This window comes from Amycolatopsis arida (assembly GCF_900115565.1).
Classification (GTDB): domain Bacteria; phylum Actinomycetota; class Actinomycetes; order Mycobacteriales; family Pseudonocardiaceae; genus Yuhushiella; species Yuhushiella arida.
The window spans coordinates 258,339-282,315 of sequence record NZ_FOWW01000004.1 but is presented as its reverse complement, the minus strand read 5'-3'; the positions used below and the strand labels follow the sequence as shown (position 1 = coordinate 282,315).

The window sequence follows — 23,977 nt, the reverse complement described above, 5'->3', positions numbered from 1 at the left end:
CGCTGGCGCGGGCCCGCCCTCCAGCACCGCGTCAGCGGGCCACGGCCGCCCGGCGCCGCACCAGGTCCTTGAGCTGCTCGCGCTTGATCTTCCCGGTGACCGTCCTGGGGAACTCGCCGTCCGGGATGACCAGCGGATCGGCCATCGCGGCGACCCGCGGCGCGGCGGAGGCCCAGTCTCGCGCGCGGAACTCGCAGCCGGGCCGTAGGGACAGCACCGGCCACACGGTGCCGTCGACGTCGACCACCACCAGCTCCAGCAACTCCGGGAACTGGTCCAGCAGCACGTTCTCGACGGCGATGGCGCTCGGCGCCGAGGAGACCTTGTCCACCTGGCGGTCGATCAGGGTGAGCAGGCCCAGCCGGGAGCACATGCCCCAGTCGCCGGTGTCCCACCACCGGCCCTTCGGATGGTTGCGGGACGCCAGGTCCGGCCGGTTGAGGTAGCCGGAGAACGTGCCCGGCGTGCGGACCACGATCCGGCCCGGCGTGCCCGGCGGTTGCGGCGTGCCGTCGTCACGCAGGATGCGCACCCGGCAGAACGCGAACCGCGGGCCGACCCGGTGCCCGCCCATCAGCCTCTCCCGGCGGCGCTGCCACCTCGAGGGGATCCGCGGCATCCCCTTGAGGTGGCAGCGGATGGCGATCGGGCCCGACTCGTTCTGCCCGTACACCTCCATGCAGACGGCGAGCCGGTGGCCCGACCCGGCGAGCAGCGCGCGGACCGTGTCCGGGTGGATCACGTCGAAGCCGGCGCCGAAGACGCGGACGGACCGGAAGGCCCCGCCCTGAGCGAGGTGCTGCCAGGCGCGGAAGGTGTTCGGATGCGTCTCGAGGTAGGTCGGCCGGTGCCGCAGCAGCATCCGCTCGACGTTGCCCGCGGAGTCGTCCTGCAGGAGCAGCAGCGGTGCCCGCCGCATCAGCGCGGCGAGGATGCCGACCACGGTGCGGCCGTGCACCGGCGAGATCGCGAGGGCGAGGTACCCGCGCAGCCGGGCGGCCCAGTGGATGACCGCCTGCACCGAGGCGTTGAACCGGATGCTCCGGCTGGAGCACTCCACCAGCTTCGGCACCCCGGTGGTGCCGGAGGTGTGCACCACCACGTAGGCCGCGTGCGAGGCGACCTCCGGCTCCCGGCTGAACCGGCGGGCGCCGGGCAGCGCGGCCGTCACCTCCCGCCAGTCGACGGCGGCCAGGTGGGGAAGGTGGGCGCGGGCCGCCTCGAGGCGGTCGCCGGTGCTGACCACCGCGGTGATGCCCGCGACGCCGTCGATCATCGCCTCGAGCGTCTCCACGGTCAGCGTCGGGCTGATCAGGACGGGCACGGCGTCCAGCGCGGTGATGGCCGCGTAGGCGACGATGATGTCGGTCGGGGACTCGAGCCAGACGACGCACCGCGTGCCGCCGACCACCCCGGCCTCGCGGAGCACGGTGGCGGTGCGCGCGGCCGCGTCGGCGACGTCGCCGGGGTGGATCCGCTCGTCGCGCGCCGCGACGATGATCGGCTCGTGGTCGACGATCCACGGCTCGGCGTCGGCGGGCAGTGCCTGGAGCTTGTCGAAGATCATGGCTGGACCTCTTCTCGGCGGGTGGCCGTCCAGGGTGCCTACCCCGGGACGACCTCGAGCAACTCGTAGACCACGGGACCCTCCGGCTCGGGCACGGTGGTCGCCTTCACGGAGTGCAGCCGCTGCCCCGCCCGCGCGGCGAGCTCGTCCAGGTCGGATCGGGAGGCCCGGCTGCTGACCGCGAGCAGTACCCGGCCGCCGGGCGCGCGGTGGCCGGGTGCCTGCTGGAAGAACCGCCGGTGGGCGGCGTATCCGGGATCGACGTAGGCCAGCGCGTGCACGTTGTCCAGCGGCACCGACGGCGGCGTCCAGACGTTGTTGGAGTGCCAGTAGACCACGTCGAAGGTGGCGTGCTCGGGCAGTTGGTCGAACAGATCACTGTGGACACAGCGCACCCGGTCGGCGACGCCGAACCGCTCGGCGTTGCGCGCCGTGTTCTCCACGGCCGCCGGGTTCAGATCGGTGGCGACCACCGACCGGCAGCCGGCCAGCGCGGCATGGACGGCGATGATCCCCATGCCGGATCCGATCTCCAGGAACGACCCGCCGACCGGGAAGTCCAGCAGCTCCAGATGGGTCAGCGAGGAGTTGGTGTCGGCCGGGGAGAAGACGTTCGGCAGCAATGTCCACTCGCGACCCAGCAGGGAGACCTCGGCGGGCCGCCGCCACCTCGCCCTGCTGAGCTCGCTGCGCCGGAGTGCCTGCGTGTAGTCGTACATGTCGTCCACTCGCCTCACGGGTTGCGACCGCGGCCCCGCGCGGGCACGGTCTCGTAGTTCTCCAGGTCGAACCGGGACAGCTCACGGCGCAGCCGCCGGAGCGACCACGGCCAGGTGACGAAGTTGCGGCCGCGCTCGTCCAGGTAGAAGCTGCTGCAGCCGCCGTTGTTGTAGACGCTGGGCGACAGGCCCCGCTGCACCTCCTCGTTGAAGGAGCGGAACGGCGCCGCGCGGACCTCGAGCACCTCCAGGCCACGGGCGTCGGCGGTGCGGATGGCGTCCACGACGTAGTCGAGCTGGGCCTCGGCCAGCGCCAGCAGCGAGTTGTACATCACGATGTTCGGGCCGAGCAGCAGGTACGCGTTGGGCATCCCGGGCACCGTGGTGGCCCGGTAGGCCTCGGGGCTGGTGGCCGACCACACCTCGGACAGCAGGCGCCCGTCGCGGCGGCGGATCCGGTCGGCGATGGGTGGGTGGCGCAGTTCGAACCCCGAGCCGAGGACGAGCACGTCGGCGGTGACCCTGCCGCCGTCGGCGGCCACGAGCTCGCGGCCCTCCACCGCGGCCAGGGCGTGCGGTACGAGGGTCACGTTGCGCCGGCCCAGCGCCGGCAGGTAGGTGTTCGACAGCAGCAGCCGTTTGCAACCGAGGGTGAAGTCGGGGGTGACCTGCCGGCGCAGCACCGGGTCGGGAACCTGGCGACGCAGCAACCACTTTCCTGCCGGTGTCAGCAACCGGGCCACGCTGCCCCGGCGCAGCAGCAGCGCCAGTGTCCGCAGTACCAGATCGCTGGCTCCGCGAAGCAGCCGCTGGGTGACCGGGTGACGGCGGAGCAGGCGCCGCAGCCGCGGGGAGAACCGGAAGTCGAGCCGGGGCACCACCCAGGCCGGCGTGCGCTGGAAGACGTACAGGTGCTCCACCACCGGCTGGATCTCCGGGACGATCTGCACGGCGGAGCAGCCGGTGCCCACCACCGCGACCCGGCGGCCGGCCAGCTCCACGTCGTGATCCCACCGCGCGGAGTGGAAGACCGCGCCGGGAAAGCCCGCCAGCCCGGGCAGGTCGGGGATCTTCGGCTCGTGAAGCAGCCCGGCGGCGAAGACGACGTGCCGCGCGACGAACGGGCCCGCGCTGGTGTCCAGCACCCAGCGCCGGCGCTCCTCCGCCCACCGGGCCTCGCGCAGCTCGGTGCCCAGCCGGATCACGCCGGCGAGGTCGAACCGCTCGATCGTGTCCTCGATGTAGGCGAGCAGCTCCGGCTGGGACGCGAACAGCCGGCTCCAGTCCGGGTTGGGGTGGAACGAGAACGAGTACACCGGGGAGGGGATGTCCACCGCGCAGCCGGGGTAGGTGTTGTCCCGCCAGGTGCCGCCCACCCGGTCGGCCTTCTCCAGCACGACGAGGTCGGTGATGCCGGCCCCGCGCAGCTTGACCGCCGCGGCGATGCCGGAGAGCCCGGCGCCGACCACGGCGACGTGGACGTGCCGCTCGGCATCGGTGCCGGCGTGCTCCTGGCGGACCTGCGCGCTGGTCATGACCTTCCCTCGACTCGCCGGGGACTTTCGCGTTCACTATCTACAGTAGACTGTTATGTTTCCTTGATACGTCGGTCTTTCCGGAGGCTAGCACCGGAACGCTCGCCCGCCCAGGGGCGAGCGCCCTGTTCCGCACCTCCCAGGATCTCCTCGGCCAGCCGCAGCTCGCGCTCGACCGACTCGGGCAGAGTGTGCCGGAGGGTGGGCTCGAGCAGCGGGCGCACCAGCGGGTTGAAGTCGAACGAGATCGTCCGGGTCACCGTCGTGCCACCGGGTGCCGGCGCGCAGGTGAAGCCCGCGCGGAACCTCGACACGAACCGGCTGAGCGCGTTGCGCGGCAGCGGGGCGAGCGCGATGTCGATGCGGTTGCCCTGCACCAGCCGCATCCGGGACACGGTGCCCGGCTCCGGCAGCCGCAGGCCCGGCAACCTCGGCCGGAACTTGAACTCGGTGAGCCCTGGTCGCCGGCGGACCCAGAGGATCCGGCCGATCTTGTCGTCCACCTCGGCGTACCGGCGGACGTCGAGCACGAACTCGACGAACGTCTCCGGCGCGCAGCCGATGGTGCGCTCGACGGTCACCGCGACCACGAACGACACCTCCCTCCACAACGGACACTCTTCGACTACAGGTAGGCCCGCGCGTGCCGCGCGGCGAGCGCGGCGAGCTCGCCGCGGGGCTCGAGGGCCGGCGGGGTCGCTCTGCCGGCCCTGCGGGTGGCGACCCGGCACCACGCGCGCAGCGGCCCGCGCAGGACGTCGGTGGCGTCCGCGGGGCCGAGTTCGTGCACCCGGCCGTCCTCGGCGGTCAGCTCCAACCGCAGGCTGCGTCCCGCCGGCCACGGCACCCTGGCCCTGGCGAGGGCGTAGCGCAGGGTGGCCAGGCCCAGCGCGGCGACGTGGCGCAGCCGGCGCTCCTCGGCCACCGGGAGGGCCAGCGCGTCGGCGATGTCCAGGCCGTGTGCCCAGTGCTCCATCAACCGGGCCGCGACGAACGTTCGCACGGGCATGCCGAATCCCCATGCCACCCGCTCGTCCGGGTCCCGCTCGGCCAGCAGCCGACGGGTGCGCGCGGCGGCGCCGGCCCACCAGCCGACCAGCTCCGGCGGGGACAGCCCGGCGCCGCGACGGCAGCCGGCGGCGGTGAAGTCCTCGGCGCTGGCGTACGGGGCCACCGCGGCGGCGAACCTCCGCGGCCCTTCGGTGATCGTGTCCGCGGCGACCTCCTCGGTGTCGGCGAGGTGCGCCACCTGGTCCCGGACGGCCCAGCCGGCCGCCGCGGACGGTCGCTCCCAGTCGGCACCGTCGAGCGTGCCCAGCAGGCGGGCGAACGCCGCGTGCTCCCCGGCGAGGTCGGCGAGCTCCTCCACGGCACCTCCCCTTCAGTCCACGATGGACACGGTTCCGGCGGTCCCGTCCACCGACACCGTCTCCCCCGCGGCCAGCCGGGCCAGCGCCGCCGCGCCGACCCCGGTGACACACGGGACCCCGAGCTCCCGCGCCACGATGGCGGCGTGGCAGAGCATTCCGCCGGCCGCGGTGACCAGTGCGGCCGCCTCGGCCATCAGCGGCACCCAGTCCGGGTCGGTCCGCTCGGTCAGCAGCACCGTCCCCGGTGACCACTCCGGGTCGGACGCGTCCCGGAGCAGCACAACCCTGCCGTCGGCCTGGCCGGGGGACGCCGGGACGCCGCGTACGACCGCGTCACCCGGCTCCTCCGGCCCCGCTCCCCCGGCCGGCTCCCGGGTCGGGTCCCCGGTCAGTTCCCTGGTCATGGGCCGGTACTGCAACCACACCAGCTCGCTGCCGGATGGGACACCGTCGAGCAGGGCGAACTCCAGGTCCGCCGGCGTGCCCAGGGCGCGCTGCACCGCGGCGCAGGCCGCGCCGACCGGTGTCCCACCGGCGGTCAGCACCCCGGACTCGCCGCCGGCGACCAGCCCCGCCGGTGCCCACTCCTCCCACGAAGGGGTGACGGCACCGGAGACCAGCGGCTCGCCACCGCCGGGTACCCACTCCAGCCGGCCGGTGGCGAGGCCGCGGCCCAGCCACAGCCCGCTGCGGGACGGCGGGCGGAACGGTTGCAGCAGCACCGCCATGCCGACCTCCCGCTCGCCGGCACCGGTCCACGCCCGGTAGGCGGCGACCCGCCGGCTGCGCGCCGACGCCTGGACCCGCGCCACGGCCGCGGCCAGCCCACCCACCGGCACGTCCAGCTCGCTGCGGAACATGCCGGCGTAGGACAGCGCGGCGCCGTCCTCGATGGTGGCCGAGCTGCGCACCGCCCAGCGGGGCGCGACCTCCGCCAGCCCGGCGAGCTCCGCGGCGGAGGGCAGCGCCCCCACCGGCACCACCCAGGTCGGCGGGACGGTCAGCCCCGCGCGCAGCAGGGCGGCGAGGCCGACGGCCTTGCCGCCGGCCGAGGCGCGGTCGGCGGCACCGAGCTCGGCGGTCAGCGGGACCACCGGCGGGGCCGTCACGGTGCGGTCCCGGTCGGGGGCGCGGCGGCCACGGAGCCCTCCGAGTCCTCCGCGGCGTCCTCGGCCGCCCGGTCGATCCGCAGCGAGAGCAGCAGGTCGCGGTGCAGCTCCATCCACACGTCGTGGTAGGAGTCGCGGCCCACACCGGTGAACGCGGTGGTGTCCCCGCCGCGCAGCCGGTCCAGCGCGGCGGTGAGCCGCTCCCGGTACCGCCCGAACCGGTCGCGCGCGCCGGCGAGGTCGGCGAGCACCGGGTCGGCCCCCGCGTGCAGCTCACCCAGCTCGGCGACGAGACCGGCGTCGTAGCCGGTGTCGGTGTGGTCGTTGGGCACGCCGTCGCGCAGCTGCCAGCGGGTGCAGGCGTCCTTGACCCGCAGGTTCACCGGCAGGAACCGGTCGTAGCCGCGGCGCAGCCGGTCCCGGACGCCGGGCGGGACGTCGTGGGCGAGCAGCTCGGCGTGCCGGTCGCGGCCCTCCCGGGTGATCCGCCAGACGTCCCGCCGCTCGAGGTGGCTGGCGAGCCCGGCGGCGCGCAGCCGCTCGAGCTCGGCGAGCAGCTCCGCGCGGTCGTGCCGGGAGCCGGCGGCCAGCGCGGCGGGCGGGGCCATGCCCTTGACGGCCAGTGCGTGCAGTACGTCGAAGTGGCAGGTGTCCATGATCGGTGCCTCGGTGTCGGTGCCGGATGGCGGCGCGGTCACGCCGTCACGGGGCCGGGTGGCGCAGGTCGTCGAGGAGCGCGACGAGGTCGGCGACGGTCTCCACGCGCGCCGCGCGCGGGTTGTCCACGAGGGACACGCCGAACCGCTCCTCCAGTGCCAGCAGGATCTCCAGGGTGGCCAGCGAGTCGACCTCGAGGTCGGCGACGATCCGGTCCGCCGGCCGCAGCTCGCGGTGGATCCGCTTGACCTTGGCGTAGATCTCCTCCAGCACGGGAAGGACGTCGGGGGCGCTCTGGTCGGTACGGTCAGTGCTGGTCAAGGATGCTCACCTCTCCTGTGTTGCCGTTGACGGACACGGCGGTCCCCGGCGGCAGCGCCGCCGCGCCGGGATAGCCCACGACGCACGGGATGCCGTACTCGCGGGAGAGAATCGCGATGTGGGACAGGTCGCTGCCGCGCTCGCTGAGGATGCCGGCGGCGAAGGGCAGCAGCGGGGCGATGTCGGCGTCGGCGGAGGCGCACACGATGATCGCCGGCTCGTCCGGCGGGTCGTCGTCCGGCGTCATCACCACACCGGTCCCGACACCCGGCGCGACCCCGCGGCGGGTCGGCGGGCTCGCCGACAGCCACGGCCGGACGACGCCGTCGTCGCCGGTGAGGTCGAGGTGCTCGGGCATCGGCGTGCGCAGCGCCCGCCGGCACGCCTCGGCCCTGGGCCCGGCGCGGTCGGCCAGCCCCGGCTCGGTGACCAGCCCGGCGAACTCCCGCACGGTCAGGTAGGGCCACGCCTCGGCCGGCGCGCCGAGGGCCGTGGCCAGCTCGGGCAGCAGCCGCCGGTGGACGTGCAACGTGCGCATCGCCAGCGACTTCGAGTGCTCCCGGCCGGCCATCACCTCGCCCACGGCGACGGCGAGCGCCCGCACGGTCCGGCCGCGCCACGGGGAGAGCATGCCGGCCAGCGCGTCGGCGGGGGACACCGGCTCCACCGCCGGGTCGGCCTCGCCGGTCGCGGTCCGCTTGTGCCGCACGGCGTAGTCCCGCCAGGGCGCGGTGCCGTCGGCGACCTCGTAGAAGGAGGAGTCCAGGAAGTGGCCGGGCCCGAACGGGTCCATGGTCGCCGCCGCGGCGTGCAGCCGGTCCCACACCAGCTCCCGCGGCCGGGACAGCCAGTGGGCGACCTCGTCACCGTGCCGCAGCAGGGTGCCGTAGACCCGCCGCTGCACCGCGCCCAGCGGCACCAGACCGGAGGTGGTGAGGATGTGCAGCGCCCACGCCTCGTCGAGCACCGGGCGAGCGTCGCGCAACACGCCGAACAGCGCGATCGGGCTCCGCGCGGTCAGCGCCGCGCGCAGGCCCCACTCCAGCTCGGCGACCCGCTCCTCCAGCGCGCGCAGCCGGGGGCCGACGTCGCGCAGCTCGCGCAGCAGCCGGGCGGCACCGGCCAGCCGGCGGGCCCGGCCCGGGCGCAGCGCGGTGACCTCGGCGGGCGCGTCGACGCCCTCGAAGTAGGCGCCGGTGACGTCCTCCGGGTCGAGGCCGGGAATGGCGCGCGCGAGGTGGCAGTAGGCGGCCAGGTTGTGGTAGGGACGGCAGCCGAAGTAGCCGACGAAGACGTAGTGCGTCCCCTCCGCCCACGGCGGCCGGCCCCACAACCGCCGGGCCAGCGCCCGGGTTCCGCGCTCCATCGGCTCGCCGACCAGCGACCACGACATCGGCGACAGGCGCTCCGGCGCGACCTCGCCGAAGTTGCCCGCCGAGTAGACCCGGAAGTATGGGTGCGGGTCGGTGTCGACCGGCACGGCCGCCTCGCTCGCGTCCGTCACCCGGCTCACCCCCTCTCCACGGTCGGCGGGGCCAGCAGCGCCCGCCCGGTCGCGCCGAGGTAGTCGGGCTCCGGGGTCGGCCACGGCTCGGGGATCTCTCGCAGCACCGCCGGGTCGAGGTCGAACCAGGGCTCGGCGTAGTCGACCAGCTCGGGCACCGTGCCGACCCGCTCGCCGAGCAGCCGGGTCAACCGGCCGAGCGGTCCGGCGTCGACGATCTTGGGCACCGTCCCCCACGGTCGGCACACCTCGATGAACACCTCGCGCAGTGTCGGCAACGCCGGGTCGAACCACGTCCAGGTGCGCCGGCCGATCGGCGCCCGCAGCGCGGTGACCACCACCTCCGCCGCGGAGTGCACGTCGGTGACCCAGCACGGGAAGTCGCCGCGGCGGCCCAGGTGCACCGGGTAGCCGGCCAGCAGGTGCGGGAAGGCGGCCGGCAGCCCGTGCTCGGTGTCCGGCCGGCCGCCCCGCGGGTCCGGGCCGAGCACCGGGCCGAACCGGACGACACCGATCGGCGGCGCGCCGGCGGACATGGCGTCCCGGACCAGGCGCTCGGCGCGGTACTTGCCGTACTCGTACCAGTTGCGGAAGCGCTGCCCGGTGTACAGCTCGCGGTTGGTGACCCTGCCCTTCGCCCGGCCCAGCGCGAGCAGGGACGACACGTGCACGGCCTGCTCCAGCGCGGGCAGCTCGCGCAGGAAGGCCAGCACGGTGCGCATGCCCGCGTCGTGTGTCTCCAGCGCCTCGCCGGGGCCGGTGGCCCAGGACACCGGGCCGAAGCAGAGGACGGCGTGGGTGGTCTCCGCGCGCACCCTGGCCAGCACGTCGGCGGGAAGGCCCAGCCGGGGCCGGCGCACGTCCCCGCGGACGCCCTCGCCCGCGGCGGCCGTGCCTCGGCGGGAGACCACCCGCACCCGCGCCCCCGCGCGCAGGCACGCCTGCGTGATGCCCGCGCCCAGGTATCCCGAGCCGCCCACGACCAGCACGTTCATCCCCGTGTCCCGGCTCCCGTTCATGGCTGGAACCTCGACAGTCCGGCGTCGGCGGGCGCCACCGGCCGACGGGCGGCCGGCAGCGCGAACAGCAACCGGGCGAGCAGCTCGGTGTCGGGCGCCGGCAGCGGCCCGTCCACCAGGTCGGCCAGCCGACCGCGGTCCATCACCCGGTCGAGGCCGATGTAGCGCAGCCCGATGAGGCTGTTGCGCCACGCCGGGGGCAGCGGCAGGAACCGCTCGGCGTTGGCGGACAACCACAGCACCTGCTCGGCGCCGGCCGGGACCAGCCGCACCCAGCTGCCGAACGACAGCGGCGCGGCCGCCCGCGCGGCCTCCAGCAGGGCGCGCAGGGTCGGGGCCCGCTCGCCGGCGCACAGGTGGGTGATCACCGGCTGCGGGCGGGGCCCGGCGCGGAGCAGGCCGGCCAACGAGTCCAGCAGCGCCGCCGCCGCCACGTCCCGCGGCAGCACGTCGACCCTGGCGCCGCGCATCACCGGCAGCACCCGGCCCGGCAGGTCGTCCCACCGTTCGGCCAGCAGGTACAGCGAGTTCCGGTGCCGGGTCTCGCCGGTCCGCGCGTCGCCGAGCAGCGCGCCCACCCTGCTGATCAGCACGTCCGGGTCGCCGGGCCGGTGCTGCGCGACCAGCTCCCGCTCGGCGACCCACTTGCTGTGCTCGTACGCCGTCCGGTGCCGGTCCGGCGGCAGCGGCGCCTCGGCGACGTGCCCGAGCGCGCCGCCGGCGACGAAGATCGACGAGGCGTAGCAGTACGCGACGTGTCGGCCGGACCGGCGGCGCAGCTCGCGGGCGACGTCCAGGCCGTGCCGGGCGCCCAGCACGTTGGTGGTGTAGAGGTCGCGCCCGCTGCCGGCCCAGTTGGTCTCGCCGGCGAGGTCGACCACCGCGTCCACGCTCCGGCTCAGCTCGTCCAGCACCGGGTCGGGCAGGCCCCACCCCGGCGCGCGCACGTCGCCGCGCACCGCCGCCCCGGCCAGTGCCGGGAACGCCCGCTCGAAGGGCACCCGCCCCGGCCGGGAGCCGCGCACCAGCGGGACGAGCTCGACCCCGCGCTCCGGCGCGGCCCCGGCGACGGCCGTGCCCAGTTGCCCGGTGATCCCGGTCAGCAGCAACCTCATCCCACGTCGACCTTCTCGTCGTACGTGGCGAAGTCCGGAACCATCCCGCTGGCCACCAGCTCCCACATCATCTCGTCCGTTCCCCCGCCGAGCCGGGCGAGTCGCGAGTCGCGCCACATCCGGGCCAGCGGTGTCTCGTCCTCGAGGTAGCCGGGCCCGCCGAACAGGTGCATGCACTCGCTCATGACCTCCTCGGCGAAGCGCGCCGCGGTGACCTTCAGCGCCGCGATCTCGCGGGTGCCGCACGCGCCGGCGACCGCGACGCCCTGCGCCGCGGCGTAGACGGCGTAGCGCAGCACGAGCAGCCGCGAGGACAGCTCGGCCAGCCGCAACCGCGGCACCTGGTGCTCCACCAGCGGCCGGCCGAACTGGGTCCGGCGGTGCAGGTGCGCGGTGGTCAGGTCGATGGCCCTGGCCGCCCCGCCGACGGTCTGCGCGGCGATGGACAGCCGCTCGTGGTTGAGCCCCCACACCGCCGCCAGCAGCCCCGCGCCGGGCCGGCCGACCATCGCCCCGGAAGGGACCTCGGCGTCGACCGTCATCCACGTGGTGTCCAGCGCGGCCGTGCCGGCCTTGACCAGCCGCTTGCGCGGGGTCAGCGCGGCGGAGGGCACGGCGACCAGGCCGAGCCGGCCGGCGGCCGGGCCGTCGCCCTCGTCGAGCCGGCACAGCAGCAGCGCGAAGTCGCACACCAGGCCCAGCGACAGGTACTTCTTCTCGCCGGTCACCCGCCAGCCGCCCGCGGTCCGCCGCGCCACGGTGCGGACGCCGTTGAGGTCGGACCCGCCGGCCGGCTCGGAGGCGCCGAGGCAGCCGACCAGCCGGCCCTCGAGCGTTCCGGCGAGGTACTCGCGCAGCAGCGGCGAGTCGGCGTAGCGGACGAGGATGGCGCTGACCGTCTCGCAGTGCAGACTCAGGCCCACCGAGAGCCCGGCGTGGCCGAGCCGGCCGCTCTCCTCGGCGATCACCACGCCCAGCCCCGGGTCGCCGTGCGGCGCGGAGGCCCAGCGCTCGCGGAACAGACCGCTGGCGCCCAGCTCGACCAGCACCTCCCGGGGGAAGCGGCCGGCGGCCTCCGCGGCCGCGGCCCGCGGCGCGAACGCCTCGTGCAGCAGGCCGGCGACCCGCTTGCGGCAGTCCGCCACGCGGTCGCTGAACGGGCCGTCCGCGAACAGCGGGCGGGCGGTGCCCGGTTCCTGGTGAGCGGCCATGCGTCCTCCTGTCGTGCTGTCGTGGTCCCGTCGTGCTCCTGTCGTGCTCCCGTCGGGCCCTGGTGTCGGTGCACGCGGCTAAAGCCGCACCTCGGTCAGCTCCCCGGTCAGGTACGCCAGCCACAGGGCGCGCCGGCGGGGCTTGCGGCTGGAGGTCAGCGGGATGCTGCCGCGCGCCACGTGCAGCACGTCGATCCGCGCGGCGTCGCCGGTGAAGGCGCGGACGGTGGCCCGGACGTCGGCGAGCCGGTCGCCGAGCGACCGCTCGCTGACCACCAGCACGGTGGGCGTGCCGTTGGCCGTGCCGGCGACGACGGTGGCGTGCTGCCGGGAGACCGCGCCGGACGCGACCAGCTCCAGCTCGACGTCCTCGACGAACACGCTCTGCCCGTTGACCTTCACGCTGTCGCCGAGCCGGCCGACCACGTACAGCTCGCCGTCGAGCAGGAAGCCGGCGTCCCCGGTGCGCAGCGCACCGGCGCCCAGCCGCGCCGCGTCCTCGGCCGAGGCGTCGACGTAGCCGTCGGCCACCGAGGGGGCGCGAACGAAGATCTCCCCCAGCACCCCCTCCGGCTGCCGGACGCCGTCCTCGTCGAGGATCTCCACGGTCACACCGTCCAGTGGGGGGCCGCAGCTGACCTGCCACAGCCACGGCTCGGCGACCGGCTCGGTGCCGAGCTCGGCGACGCCGCGCACGTCCACCTTCTCCCCGAGCCGCCGGTCCTGGCAGCTGGCCATGACCAGCCGCGGCACGTCCTTTTTAGACACACCGGTGACCGCGAGGGTGCCCTCCGCCAGCCCGTAGGCGGGCATCAGCGCCTCGGCGGCCAGCCCGTACGGGCCGAGCAGCCCGACGAACCGGGCCAGCACCGCGGGGTCGATCCGCTCGGCGCCGCTGATCACCGAGGTCAGCGCGGAGAAGTCGAGGCCGGCCACGTCCTCGGGGCGAACCCTGGCGAGCACCCGCTCGAACCCGAAGTTGGGCATGACCATCGTGGCGTAGGGCCGGTGCCCGTACTCGGCCAGCCACCCGCGGGTGTCGCGGAGGAACTGCTCGGGGCGCAGCAGCGCGTGCTCGGCCTGCACGGTCAGCGCCGCCAGCATCCCGCCGATCAGCCCCATGTCGTGGTAGAGCGGCAGCCAGGACACCGCGCCGTAGCCGTCGACCTCGGTCCACCGCCGGATCATCCGGAGGTTGGCCGCGAGGTTGGCGATCGTGATGCGCAGCCCGCGCTGGTGGCCGCGGGAGCCGGAGGTGAACTGGAGCACCGCCAGCTCGCGGCGGGCCCGCGGGGCGTCCTCGGGCCGGTCGGCGTAGGCCGGCTCCAGCGCCATGGTCGCCGTGTCGAGCTCGGCCACGCTCTCGGTGAACAGGTCCCGGTACCGCGCCGACACCACCGCGTGCGCCGGGCGCATCCTGGCGGCGATGGCGCGCAGCTGGTGCTGGTAGCCCTGGCCGGCGCGCAGCGCCCACGGCAGCGGCAGCACCGACGGCGTCGCGCCGATCGCCAGCAGCCCGAAGAAGTGGGTGACGAAGTCCGGGCCGTTGGGCAGCACCAGCGGCACCACATCGCCGGGGCGGACCCCGGCGTCGGCCAACGCCGCGCCGGCGCGCAGGGCGCCGTCGGCGAGCTCGCGGTAGGTCCACCGCCGCCAGGCGCCGTCGTCCTGCCGGAACCGCACCCCGCGGTCGTCCGTGGGGTCGTCCAGCCAGCCGACGACCCTGCTGTGGTCACGCACGGCGTCGAGTCCCATCGCACGCCCCTCTCAACCCGGTGCCGCGGCGCGCAGTCGGCGGGCCAGCTCCCGCCGCCGCACCTTGGTGGTCGCGGTCCTGGGCAGCTCGTCGAGGTCGAGCTGCACCGGTGGCAGCATCGCCGGCAGGTCGGCGGTGGCCCGCCGCCACCGCGCGAGGTCCAGCTCGGCGCCGTCCCTGGTGACGACCACCGGCGTCGGCGCGCCGGCGCCGTCGGGGACGATGACGACCTCCAGCAGCGCGTCCAGCCGGGACAGCACGGTGTCCTCGACCGCCAGCAGGCTGCCGAACCCGGGGATGAGGTCGACCTCGCGGTCGGAGACGTGCAGGCAGCCGAGCCTGGTCCGGTACCCGACGTCGCCCATCCGCCACCAGCCACCCCTCCAGCCATCGTCGAGCTGCCGGCGGAACCGCGCGTCCTCGCCCAGGTAGGTCACCGCCCGCCCGGCGGTGCGCACCTCGACGTAGCCGGGGGCGTCCGGGCCCGGTGGGCGCCCGTCGCGGGGAACCACCCGGACCGCGGTCATCCCGGGGAACGGGAACCCGACACACCGCCCGTCGACGGCGCCGGTGTGCCGCCGGCTGGTCACCCTGCCCACCGTCGGGCCCACCTCGCTCTGCCCGTACAGCTGCAGCTGCGCCGGCCGCCGGCGCCGCGACGCGCCCAGCAGGGTGCGCACGGTGCGCGGGTGGATGGCGTCGAAGGTGCTGCTGACGTACTTCACGTTGGCCAGTGGCCCGCGCGGGTCGTCGGCCAGCACCTCCCACTCGACGAACGTGTTGGGGTGCGCCTCGAGGATGCCCGGCTGGTGCGCGGCGAACAGGTCCGCGGTCGCGGCGGGGTCCGGATTCCGGACGATCACCACGGGGAAGCCCCTGCGCAGCGCGATGGCCAGCACGGTCACCAGTCGCGAGTGGACGAACGAGACGTGGATGGCGAGCGTCTCCCGCCGGCGCACCAGCAGGCGGGTCGCGAGCGCCTGCGGCCGGTACCGGGCGCGCAGCGTGAACGGCGTGTGCACGACCAGCTTCGGCACGTCGGTGGTGCCGGAGGTGTGCGTGATCAGCCCAGGGCGGCCGGGGCGCGGCGGGCGGAACGGCTGCGGGACCGCCTCACGGTCCGGACGCAGCGGCGTGACAGCCGGGACACCGGGGACAACGGAAGCACCGGAGGCGCCGGGAGCGTCGGAGGCGCCGGGGGCACCGCCGGCCACCAGCAGCACCCTGGTGGCACGGTCGGCCACCTCGTCCGGCAGCCGATCGGCGAGGGTGTCGCCGTCGGTGACCAGTGCCGGCCAGCCGGCTCGGTCCAGCAGCCGCGCCACCGTGGTGCCCGGCAGCGCGGGCGAGAGCAGCATCGGGACGGCCCCCGCCCGGGAGATCGCGCAACCGAGCAGGAAGATGTCGAACCCGTCCCGCTTGTGCACCGCGACCGTGTCGCCCGGCCGCACCCCCGCCTGGCGCAGCGCGGCCGCGAGGTCGGCGACGAGCAGCGCGCACGAGTAGACCGTGAGGTCGCGGCCCAGCCCCGGCGCGACGTCGAGCTCGTGGTCCAGCGTCAACCGCTGGTACGGGTTGCGCCGGAGCGCGTCGTCGAACAACGCGCCGAGAAACAGTCCACGATTTCCGATCCGCTGGAGAATCACACGGACTCTCCCCCTTTCCGGGTCAGTCCCCGACCATTCGATTTGCCCGGGGTAATCGTCACCGGCCGCCGCGCTCGACGGCCGCCCTGATCCGGTTCGCCGACGTTTCCATGTCATCCCGGAGCTTCTCCGCCCATTCGGCGACGAACCGCCGCCGACCGGCGTCGTCCAGCTCCGCGAGAATGCCGCGCATTCCCTCGGTCAGCTCACCCATCCAGAAGGCGTGGGTGAGCACCGTGCCACCGGCGGCGCCGGGCCGCAGCTCGAACGACCACACGCTCTGCTGTCGGCGGCCGGCCCGGTCCCGCATCGCCCAGCGGAAGGCGGATGGCCTGGTGGACTCCACGATCTCGCACTCGGTGGTCCACTCGCCCCGCACGACGGGCGCCCAGGCGACGACGTCGGGGCGGCGGTGGTTGCGCGCCCGGAACACCGACCCGACGGCCGCCGGCTGGCCACTCACCCAGTCCCCGCCCCGGCATTCCGGGCTCCATTCCCCGCTCCTCGGCAGGTCTGCGACATAGTCGAACACCGTGCCGGGGTTGGCGTCGATCTCGACGTCAACGCCGACCCGAAACGTCTCGCCCGCTGGTTGGGATGATTCGACTGTCACAGCGGAAAGGCTACTCGGCTCGCGCGATTCCCGGTAGCCGTCGCACGCAATTCCGGAGCCGACCCGAACATCAGTCATGACGATTTCCTTCCAGCCGTGGCCGGCCGCCCGGACCGGGCCGCCTGGTGGTCCGGTGCGCCGAGCGCGGCGAGCACCGCGTCGGTGGGCAGCACCGCCGCGCACCGCAGCGCGGCGTAGTCCAGGGCGAGGCGGTGGTACTCGGCGGAGAAGTCGGCGACCGCGTCGGCGACGAGGAACGGCTGGATGTCCAGGCTGAACGCGTCCACCGCGGTCATCAGGCAGCCGACGTGCGCGTAGACGCCGCACACCACCAGCTGGTCCCGGCCGAGCCGGGAGATCAGCTCGGCCAGCCCGGAGCGGACGAACGCGCTGTACCGCCACTTCGTCAGCACCACGTCGCCCTCGGCGGGCCGCAGCTCCTCGACGATCCGCACGTCCGCGTCCGCTCTGGACATTCCGGGACCCCAGAAGTCGTGCAGCAGCCCGCGTTGCGCGCGGTCCATGCCGCCCGGCTGCGCCGAGTACACCACCGGGACGCCCAGCGCCGCGGCCCGCTCGCGCAGCCGGCGCGCGTTGGCCATCAGATCGGTGAACGGCGGACCACCCCGGGGGTAGGGCGCGAGGAAGTACGCCTGCATGTCGTGCAGCAACAGCACCGCACGCGCCGGGTCCGGCCGCCAGCCGACCTGGTTGGCCGGCAGGCTCGGCGCGGTGGGCATGGGGTACGGGGCGAGCGCGGGGATTCCCATCGGCTCCTCCCCTCACGCGCCCAGCGCCGCGCCGCCGTCGACGCAGAGGTCCTGCATGGTCACGTGCCGGGCCCGGTCGGACGCCAGGAACAGCACGGCGTCGGCGATGTCCGCGGGCTCGGCGATCCGGCGCAGCGGGATGCCGACCTTGTAGGTCTCCGGGGACCCTTCGATCGCGGCCCGCCGGCCGTCCTCGCCGGCGCAGAGCTGGCGCAGCATGTCGGTGTCGGTCGAGCCGGGCGACACCACGTTGCACCGGATCCCGTGCCCGGCCAGCTCGAGCCCGAGTGTCTTGGTGTAGGAGACCGCCGCCGCCTTCGCCGCGCCGTAGGCGGCCATCCGTGTCCTGGGCACCCTGGCGGCGTTGGAGGCGACCGTCACGATCGCGCCGCGGCCATGCCGCCGCATCCGCGCGGCCACCGCCCGCGAGCAGTGGAAGACACCGTCCAGGTTGACCGACAGCACCGCGCGCCAGTCCTCGTCGGACAGCTCGGTGGCGGCGCCGAGCCGGAGCACGCCGGCGGCGTTGACCAGCAGCCCGACCGGCCCGAGCTCGTCCTCGATCCGGGCCACCGCCCGGTCCACCTCGGCGCTGACCGCGACGTCGGCGCGGTAGCCCGCGACGGTCAGCCCGTCCGCGGCCAGCTTCTCGGTCAGCTCGGTCAGCCGGTCGGCGGCGCTGTCCACGGCCGCGACCACCCAGCCCTGCCGGGCGAGCGCGGCCGCGACCGCGCCGCCGATGCCGCCGCCGGCACCGGTCACCATGGCGACCCCGCCGTTGCTCTCCGTCACGTCTCCACCTCTCCATTCCCGTTCGGTCCCATCGCTCGCCCCGCGCCGCCCGGTTCCTGCCGCTGGGGTTTCCTGCCGCTCGGTTCACGCCTCAGCCCAGTGCCGGAGCAGCTCGGCGGTCTGGGTCGGGTTCAGCCGCGGGTCGCACAGCGTCGTGTAGCGGCGCGGCAGCGCGTCGACGTCGCGCACCGGCCCACCCACGCACTCGGTGACGTCCGTCGCGGCGACCTCGAGGTGCAGCCCGCCCGGATGGGCACCGCACCGCCGGAGGATGCGGCGGAACCGAACGGCCTCGGTGACGACGTCGTCCAGCCGCCGGGTCTTCAGCCCGCCGCCGACGCGGATCGTGTTGCCGTGCATGGGATCGCTCAGCCACACCACCGGATGGCCCCACGACCGCACGGCGGCGACGAGGCGCGGCAGCAGGTCGGCCACCGCGCCGGCGCCCAGCCGCACGATCAGGGTCAGCCGGCCGGGCTCGCGGTCCGGGTCCAGTCGCGCGCACACGGCCCGCAGGGCGGCGAGATCGGTGGTCGGCCCGACCTTGCACGCCACCGGGTTGGCCAACGCGGCCAGCAGCCGGACGTGCGCGGACCCCGGCTGGCGGGTCCGGTCGCCGATCCACGGCAGGTGGGTCGAGGCGAGGAACCGCCTCCCCGCCCCGGCGCGCACCAGGCTCGCCTCGTAGTCCAACACCAGCGCGTCGTGGCTGGCCCACGGGCCCGCCGCGAACGGCCCACCGGCTCGGCGTGTCCGGTCCGCCCGCACTTGGCCCAGCACGGCCGCGCTGGCCGCGAGCGCCTGGAGCATCCGCCGCGGGTCGTGCCGGCGCGCGGCCGGCGTCGGCTCCTCCGAGTTGACCATGTGGCCGCGGAACACCGGCAGCGTGCGGTCCCCGACCCGCTCGGTCAGCTGGCTGCGCGGCTTGGCGAACTGCCCGCCGAGCCGGCCGACCCGCAGCACCTCCTGACCGCCGCGCCGGGCGAGCTCGTCGGCCAGCCCGTGCAGCAGGCCCAGCTTCGCGCGGACGTGCTCCTCCCCGACCTCGTGGAAGCTCTCCGCGCAGTCGCCGAGCTGGAGCACCTGGGCGTTGCCGCCGGCCACCACCGCGACGGCCCGCTGCACCTCGGCGACCTCTGCCGCCGACACGGGTGCCGGCGCCTCGGCGAGCACGGCCCGGCAGCCGGGCAGGTCGGGGTGGGCCGTCCAGTGCGGCTGCTGCGCGGCGACGGCACCGTCGAGCCGCCGCCGGATCGGCTCCACCAGCAGGGACAGCGGGTCCGCGACCATCACCGCTCCTCCCCCGTGCCGGCCGCCCAGGCGACGAGCCCGGCGAGGATCTCGGCGCCGCGCTCGGTCAGCACCGACTCCAGGTGGAACTGGGCCGAGGCGAATCCGGGGCCGCGCACGGCGTGCACCTCGCCGGTGCGGGTGTCCCGGCACACCTCCACCGAGCCGGGGGCGGCGGTGAGGCGGTCGGCGTCGTGCCGGGCGGCGTAGGAGTTGTAGAAGCCGACCAGCTCCGGGGTGCCGAACAGGTCGATCCGGTGCCGGGTGCCCTGGTTCGGCCGGTTCCTGGCTACCAGCGGCAGGCCCAGCACGGCACAGAGCACCTGGTGGCTCAGGCACTCGGCGACGAACGGGACCCGGGCGTCGAGCAGCCGCTCGACGAAGCCGCGCAGCGCGGCGATCCGGGGGTCGCCGCCCGCGCGCGGATCCCCCGGCCCCGGCCCGAGCAGCACGCAGTCGGCCGCGGCGACGTCGTCCGGCGCGACCGCCGACCACGGCCGGAGGGCGACCTCGGCACCGAGTGCGCGCACCTGGTGGCCGAGCATCCGGGTGAACATGTCCTCGGCGTCGACGATCAACACCCGGCCGGGCACCGGGCGGTTCGACGCTGGGCGGTCCGGCACGGCGACATCAGGCACGGCGACATCAGGCACGGCGGAACCAGGCACGGCGGAACCAGGCACGGCGGGATCCGGCTCCGGTGGGTCCGGCGAGGCGAGCCAGAACGCGGACAGCCCGGCGTTGCGCCGCCGCAGCGCCGCCGCCACGTCGGCGCGCCCGCCGAGCGGGGCGCGGGTGCTTCCGGAGCCATCCGGACCGGTCCGGCGCCGCCCCGCTGGTCCGTTCGGCGCGCGTACGCCGGTGGCGGCCAGCAAGGCGTCCACCTTGGCCCAGGTCTCGGCGACCTCGGCCGCCGGTCGGGAGTCCCGTACCAGCGTCGCGCCGACATCGATCCGGAGGGCGCCGTCCCGGTGGATCTCGGCGGTGCGGATCAGGATCGCCGAGTCCACTGTGGAAGAACCGGAGGCGTCCCTGCCGAGCAGCGCCAACGCGCCGGCGTAGTAGCCGCGGCCGCCGGCCTCGTGCCGGGCGATCACCCTGCAGGCGTTCTCCAGCGGGCTGCCGACGACGGTGGGCGCGAACATCGTCTCACGCAGCACCTCGCGCGCGTCCCGCGCGCAGGGACCCTCCAGCACGTACTCGGTGTGTGCCAGCCGGGCCATCTCCCGCAGGTACGGCCCGCGCACCCTGGCGCCGCCCCGGCAGACCCCGGCGAGCATCTTCAACTCCTCGTCGACGACCATGTACAGCTCGTCGATCTCCTTCTGGTCGGCGAGGAAGTCCAGCACCCCGCGCGGGTCCGCGCCGGAGGGCGGGTACCGGTAGGTCCCGCTGATCGGGTTCATCCGCACGACCCCGCCGCTCGACCGAACGTGCTGCTCCGGCGACGCCCCGACGAAGGTGCGGTCACCGGTGTGCACCAGGAAGGTCCAGTAGGCGTTGCTCTCCGCGGTCAGCAGGCGGCGGAAGATGGTCATCGCCACCGCCGGCCGGTACCCGTCGAGGGTCGCGGTGAAGGTCCGCCGGATGACGAAGTTGGAGCCCTCACCGGCGCGGATCTCGCCGTCGACGATCCGGCGGACCACCCGCGCGTACTCGTCGTCCGGGAGGTCGAAGCCACCGCCGGACACCGAGACCTCGACGTCGGGCAGCAGCTCGAGCGCGTCGGGGACGGGCAGGCCGGCCCTGCGGTCCGCGGTGAGCGCCAGGATCGGTGCCCCGTCGTCGTGGCAGGCGTACCCGCGCTCGGTGATCTGCCGGAACGGGACAACCGCCAGCACCTCGCCCGCGGCCGTGCCGGCCGCGGGCAGCGGGAGGTCGGCGAGCGCGGTCAGCTCGACGGCCTCGCCGGCGACCAGCTCCACCGTAGATTCCTCCATAGTGGACTCCCCCGCCGCGGGCGCCGCGCCGGTGGACCGGCACAGCAACGCGAACGCGGGCGGGTCCGGCGCCAGCAGGTCGGCCATCAGCTCCCGGGCCTCGACGGTCGCGGTGTCGCGGACCGTGCTGATCGTCATGCTCACCTTCCCTTTCCACGGTGGGGTCGGGCCGCACCGGTCAGCCGGACCGCCGGCGCTGCCGCTGCTCCAGGTCGGCGGCGAAGGCGTGCCACGCCTGGCCGCACACCCTGGCCACCGTCGCGACCACCTCGGTGCAGTGGGTCGGGACCGTGTCGCCGAGCCGCTCCCAGTCCCGCGGCCCCATCGCGGAGACCTCCAGCAGCCGCAGCAGCAACCGGCCCGACTCGGAGAACCGCAGGGAAGGGTCCCTGCGCAGGTTCCGCACCGCCGACGGCCCGTCGGCGGGCGGGTGGTCAAGCCGGGCGACCGGGCGCAGCCGGGCCGGCGGCTCGGCTCGCCCGCCCGTCCCGGCCCCGGAGCCGCGCGACTCCTGTCGGGCCGGCGGGACCGGGTCCTCGCCGCGAGCCAACCGGGCCCGCACGTCCCACACCGTCGCCGGGCACACCCCGGCCTCCCTGGCGATCTCCCGCAGCGACGCGTGCGGCCGGCTGGCGAGCAGCCGGCCCGCCTCGGCCCTGCCGGCGGCGCCGTCGACCGGGCGCGCCCTGCCGTCCCGGCCCCGCCGGGTGGGCGACTGGGGAACTTCCCCACTCGAACGCCGGCGGATGGCACCGACCGTCTTGTGTGCCAGCCCGGTGACGGCCGCGATCGCCCGGTCCGACCACTCGCCGTGCGAGGCAATGATCCGTTCGGCCGCGGCGGTGCGCTCGGCCAGCGACAGCGGGAGGCCGTGCGCGACGTTCGCCTCCACCGCCAGGACGAAGGCCTCCTCGTCATCGCAGTCGAAGAACTGCGCGGCGATGGCGTGCTGGCCGCGCAGCGTGGCGGCCAGCACGCGGTGCGCGCCGTCGATGACCCGCATCGTCCTGCGGTTGACCAGGATCGGTGGCAGGTCGGCCTCGGACTCGGCCAGCAACCGGGCGTGCGCCATGTCCGCGCCGGAGGACCGCGGCGAGCCGTCCGTCACCAGCGCGTCGAGCGGAACCAGCTCGGTGGGACGGCGGGCCGCGTCGGCCACGGCGACGCCCCTTCCCCGACCTTCCATGAGACGGACCCCTCTCACGAGTCGATTCGGCGTGCCGGCGCTCCCCCGAACTCACCCGTGACACGGAAATCCCCGTGCGAACGGGTGGTCGCTCGGACGTCGATTTTCAGTGGCTCGGTATTCAGTCGACGATATTCGGACGGGCGATGTCAAAGATGCGCCGCCCAGCCGTCGGTAAATGTCCCCAGGAACCCCAGCATCTCGAGGCTGATGATCGTATCAGTCGAATTCAGCCGGAACAACCGAGCGCGAATTCGACGAATTCCTTCGCCTCGTTCGGCGCCGATCGCGACGCTGTGGTAGTGCCCTCGGGTCAGCCCTCGGCCAGGTCCGCCGCGGGCTCCGGGTGGGTCGCGGTGATCTCCAGGTAGGCGGCCTCGCCGTACACCTTGGCGATGGTCCGGTCGTAGATCCAGCGGCCGAGACCGTAGGCCGCGATCCGGGCGGCGATGGCCCGGGGATGCTCCTCCGGTGGCAGGATCCGCACCACGGCTGGGATCCCGGGGCCGATCGGCCTGCCCTTGCGGGTCGAGGGAGCGATCACGACGTGCGGGTTGTTCCGGATCCGCCGGACCTTCCACGAGTCGAGGCCGGTGCGGACGAACGCCCGGTCACCGTCCAGGCCGAACCAGATGGGCGAGGGCACCGGCTCGCCGTTGCGCCGATAGGTGACCAGCACCGCGTATTTGTGGCCGCGCAGGGCGCACAGGCTTCCCGACCGCGCGACCGGCACCGCGAACGCGGCCGGATCCCGGTTGCGATCGTAGTACCGCAACATCCAGTTTTCCATTGTCTCTCGGGTGGGCAGACGCAGCATGAACGCATGCTACGGCGACCGGCGGGGCACCGGAACGCGGCGACCGGAAACGCGCGGGCGAACTATTTCTTCGCTGGAATGTCGGCGAGGAGGGCACGCCAGCCGCTGGCCGCGTCCGGGTACCGGGGCGACCAGCCGGACGCCGCCGTGAACCGGCGGTTGGCGACCCGCAGCGAGCGGAGGTAGAAGCGGGTGTTGCCGCTCAGCCGGAACAGCAGGCTCCCGGTGCCGAGCGGCGGTCGCACGCCCAGCGCCTCGGCCACCGCGCGGTGGAACGCCGCCCTGGTCAGCGGCTCGTCGTCGCAGACGTTCCAGGTGCCGGCCGGGACGTCGAGCGCGGCGGCCACGGCCGTGCCGGCGTCCTCGGCGGCCACCGTGGGCGAGTAGGCGTCGCGGGGGCCGGGCAGCGCGGGCATCCGGCGGCGCAGCATCGATAGCATGTACCGCGTGTGGACGGCCTCCGGCGCGTAGAACTGCCCGAACCGCAGCACCACACCGGTGCCGCCGGCCGCGGTGAACCGGGCGGCCTGCGCCTCCGCGGCCTGGTTGGCCCTGCCCAGCGCGGGCGGGTCGAGCGGAACGTCCTCGTCGATCCACCGGTCCCCGCTGTCGGGGTAGATGAAGGCGATCGACTCCTGGACGAACCGGTCGGCCCCGGCCGCCAGCGCCGCGTCGACCAGGTTGCGGGAGGCCTCCGAGCGCAGCCGGCTGCCCTCCGCCCATGCTCTGCTGAACGCCGCCCGGGACGGCGGCGGGATCCTGGTGGCGAGGTTGACCACGACATCGTGCCCGGCCACCGCGGCGCAGACCGCCGCCGGGTCGAACAGATCGACGCCGACCGGCTCGGCGTCCCATCCGCGCAGCAGCGCCGCCTTGTCGGCCGAGCGCGCCACGGCGGTCACCTCGTGCCCGGCGCGGACCAGCTCCGGCACCGCCCGCCGGCCGAGCACGCCCGTGGCGCCGGTCACGAACACCTTCATGGGTCCTCGATGGTAGGTGACGGTCCGATCACGGTCCAGGCGATCGGGAGGCGGTCGGCG

At 74.9% G+C, this 23,977-nt stretch carries 22 protein-coding genes; all 22 read right to left on the bottom strand.

All coding sequences use genetic code 11. The annotated features are described in order from the left end of the window. Positions 1-31: 31 nt before the first annotated feature. Positions 32-1,567, bottom strand: a complete 1,536-nt coding sequence (locus tag BM051_RS14395) for a class I adenylate-forming enzyme family protein (protein WP_092530639.1) — start codon at positions 1,565-1,567, stop codon at positions 32-34. A gap of 38 nt (positions 1,568-1,605) precedes the next feature. Next, entirely contained in the window at positions 1,606-2,304 is a 699-nt protein-coding gene (locus BM051_RS14390; protein WP_134046229.1) for a 50S ribosomal protein L11 methyltransferase, read from the bottom strand. Next, a complete protein-coding gene (locus tag BM051_RS14385; RefSeq protein WP_092530637.1) occupies positions 2,301-3,821 on the bottom strand; it encodes a flavin-containing monooxygenase in 1,521 nt (506 codons plus the stop codon). The genes BM051_RS14390 and BM051_RS14385 overlap by 4 nt, the downstream gene beginning before the upstream one ends. Positions 3,822-3,874: 53 nt before the next feature. Further along, positions 3,875-4,420: an SRPBCC family protein gene (locus BM051_RS14380; protein ID WP_177216932.1), complete on the bottom strand. Its 546-nt coding sequence runs from the start codon at positions 4,418-4,420 to the stop codon at positions 3,875-3,877. Between the two features lie 26 nt (positions 4,421-4,446). Beyond that, entirely contained in the window at positions 4,447-5,190 is a 744-nt protein-coding gene (locus BM051_RS14375; RefSeq protein WP_092530636.1) for a maleylpyruvate isomerase family mycothiol-dependent enzyme, read from the bottom strand. A gap of 12 nt (positions 5,191-5,202) precedes the next feature. Continuing rightward, complete coding sequence (locus tag BM051_RS14370; RefSeq protein WP_092530635.1) at positions 5,203-6,300, bottom strand: PEP-utilizing enzyme; 1,098 nt, start codon at positions 6,298-6,300, stop codon at positions 5,203-5,205. Continuing rightward, on the bottom strand, positions 6,297-6,998 hold the full coding sequence (locus BM051_RS29045) for a hypothetical protein (protein WP_092530634.1): 702 nt from the start codon (positions 6,996-6,998) through the stop codon (positions 6,297-6,299). The genes BM051_RS14370 and BM051_RS29045 overlap by 4 nt, the downstream gene beginning before the upstream one ends. A gap of 4 nt (positions 6,999-7,002) precedes the next feature. Then, positions 7,003-7,278 (bottom strand): acyl carrier protein, encoded by a 276-nt coding sequence (locus BM051_RS14360; protein WP_092530633.1) that lies wholly within the window; start codon positions 7,276-7,278, stop codon positions 7,003-7,005. Next, the gene (locus BM051_RS14355; protein ID WP_134046227.1) at positions 7,265-8,782 is read right to left on the bottom strand and encodes a PEP-utilizing enzyme; all 1,518 of its coding nucleotides are present in this window, start codon (positions 8,780-8,782) and stop codon (positions 7,265-7,267) included. The genes BM051_RS14360 and BM051_RS14355 overlap by 14 nt, the downstream gene beginning before the upstream one ends. 5 nt (positions 8,783-8,787) lie before the next feature. Further along, positions 8,788-9,801 carry an SDR family oxidoreductase gene (locus BM051_RS14350; protein ID WP_092530631.1) on the bottom strand — a complete coding sequence of 338 codons (1,014 nt, stop codon included), beginning with the start codon at positions 9,799-9,801 and terminating at the stop codon, positions 8,788-8,790. Continuing rightward, positions 9,798-10,916: an SDR family oxidoreductase gene (locus BM051_RS14345; RefSeq protein ID WP_092530630.1), complete on the bottom strand. Its 1,119-nt coding sequence runs from the start codon at positions 10,914-10,916 to the stop codon at positions 9,798-9,800. Before BM051_RS14345 ends, BM051_RS14350 begins: the two co-directional genes overlap by 4 nt. Next, complete coding sequence (locus BM051_RS14340; protein WP_092530629.1) at positions 10,913-12,127, bottom strand: acyl-CoA dehydrogenase family protein; 1,215 nt, start codon at positions 12,125-12,127, stop codon at positions 10,913-10,915. Before BM051_RS14340 ends, BM051_RS14345 begins: the two co-directional genes overlap by 4 nt. 78 nt (positions 12,128-12,205) lie before the next feature. Beyond that, complete coding sequence (locus BM051_RS14335; protein ID WP_092530628.1) at positions 12,206-13,882, bottom strand: AMP-binding protein; 1,677 nt, start codon at positions 13,880-13,882, stop codon at positions 12,206-12,208. Between the two features lie 12 nt (positions 13,883-13,894). Further along, complete coding sequence (locus BM051_RS14330; RefSeq protein ID WP_092530627.1) at positions 13,895-15,529, bottom strand: AMP-binding protein; 1,635 nt, start codon at positions 15,527-15,529, stop codon at positions 13,895-13,897. Positions 15,530-15,587: 58 nt separating this feature from the next. Continuing rightward, positions 15,588-16,142, bottom strand: coding sequence for an SRPBCC family protein (locus BM051_RS14325; RefSeq protein WP_208325970.1), 555 nt, complete (start codon positions 16,140-16,142; stop codon positions 15,588-15,590). Positions 16,143-16,216: 74 nt separating this feature from the next. Next, a complete protein-coding gene (locus tag BM051_RS14320) occupies positions 16,217-16,912 on the bottom strand; it encodes an isochorismatase family protein (protein ID WP_092530625.1) in 696 nt (231 codons plus the stop codon). Between the two features lie 12 nt (positions 16,913-16,924). Further along, positions 16,925-17,704 carry a 2,3-dihydro-2,3-dihydroxybenzoate dehydrogenase gene (locus BM051_RS14315; protein WP_279587058.1) on the bottom strand — a complete coding sequence of 260 codons (780 nt, stop codon included), beginning with the start codon at positions 17,702-17,704 and terminating at the stop codon, positions 16,925-16,927. Between the two features lie 84 nt (positions 17,705-17,788). Further along, complete coding sequence (locus BM051_RS14310; RefSeq protein ID WP_092530624.1) at positions 17,789-18,994, bottom strand: 3-deoxy-7-phosphoheptulonate synthase; 1,206 nt, start codon at positions 18,992-18,994, stop codon at positions 17,789-17,791. Continuing rightward, on the bottom strand, positions 18,994-21,072 hold the full coding sequence (locus tag BM051_RS14305; RefSeq protein WP_092530623.1) for an anthranilate synthase family protein: 2,079 nt from the start codon (positions 21,070-21,072) through the stop codon (positions 18,994-18,996). The genes BM051_RS14310 and BM051_RS14305 overlap by 1 nt, the downstream gene beginning before the upstream one ends. Before the next feature lie 40 nt (positions 21,073-21,112). Continuing rightward, entirely contained in the window at positions 21,113-22,120 is a 1,008-nt protein-coding gene (locus BM051_RS14300) for a ParB N-terminal domain-containing protein (RefSeq protein WP_092530622.1), read from the bottom strand. Between the two features lie 313 nt (positions 22,121-22,433). Next, on the bottom strand, positions 22,434-22,898 hold the full coding sequence (locus BM051_RS14295) for a PPOX class F420-dependent oxidoreductase (protein WP_166677759.1): 465 nt from the start codon (positions 22,896-22,898) through the stop codon (positions 22,434-22,436). A 101-nt stretch (positions 22,899-22,999) separates the two neighbouring features. Next, positions 23,000-23,917, bottom strand: coding sequence for an NAD-dependent epimerase/dehydratase family protein (locus BM051_RS14290; protein WP_092530620.1), 918 nt, complete (start codon positions 23,915-23,917; stop codon positions 23,000-23,002). Between the last annotated feature and the right edge of the window lie 60 nt (positions 23,918-23,977).

Excerpts from the sequence above, each read along its gene's own strand:
- BM051_RS14305 (WP_092530623.1), bottom strand. The coding sequence starts at position 21,072 with ATGACGATCAGCACGGTCCGCGACACCGCGACCGTCGAGGCCCGGGAG.
- BM051_RS14295 (WP_166677759.1), bottom strand. The coding sequence starts at position 22,898 with ATGTTGCGGTACTACGATCGCAACCGGGATCCGGCCGCGTTCGCGGTG.
- BM051_RS14385 (WP_092530637.1), bottom strand. The coding sequence starts at position 3,821 with ATGACCAGCGCGCAGGTCCGCCAGGAGCACGCCGGCACCGATGCCGAG.
- BM051_RS14345 (WP_092530630.1), bottom strand. The coding sequence starts at position 10,916 with ATGAGGTTGCTGCTGACCGGGATCACCGGGCAACTGGGCACGGCCGTC.
- BM051_RS14290 (WP_092530620.1), bottom strand. The coding sequence starts at position 23,917 with ATGAAGGTGTTCGTGACCGGCGCCACGGGCGTGCTCGGCCGGCGGGCG.
- BM051_RS14300 (WP_092530622.1), bottom strand. The coding sequence starts at position 22,120 with ATGGAAGGTCGGGGAAGGGGCGTCGCCGTGGCCGACGCGGCCCGCCGT.
- BM051_RS14320 (WP_092530625.1), bottom strand. The coding sequence starts at position 16,912 with ATGGGAATCCCCGCGCTCGCCCCGTACCCCATGCCCACCGCGCCGAGC.
- BM051_RS14395 (WP_092530639.1), bottom strand. The coding sequence starts at position 1,567 with ATGATCTTCGACAAGCTCCAGGCACTGCCCGCCGACGCCGAGCCGTGG.
- BM051_RS14335 (WP_092530628.1), bottom strand. The coding sequence starts at position 13,882 with ATGGGACTCGACGCCGTGCGTGACCACAGCAGGGTCGTCGGCTGGCTG.
- BM051_RS14350 (WP_092530631.1), bottom strand. The coding sequence starts at position 9,801 with ATGAACGGGAGCCGGGACACGGGGATGAACGTGCTGGTCGTGGGCGGC.
- BM051_RS14310 (WP_092530624.1), bottom strand. The coding sequence starts at position 18,994 with ATGGTCGCGGACCCGCTGTCCCTGCTGGTGGAGCCGATCCGGCGGCGG.
- BM051_RS14340 (WP_092530629.1), bottom strand. The coding sequence starts at position 12,127 with ATGGCCGCTCACCAGGAACCGGGCACCGCCCGCCCGCTGTTCGCGGAC.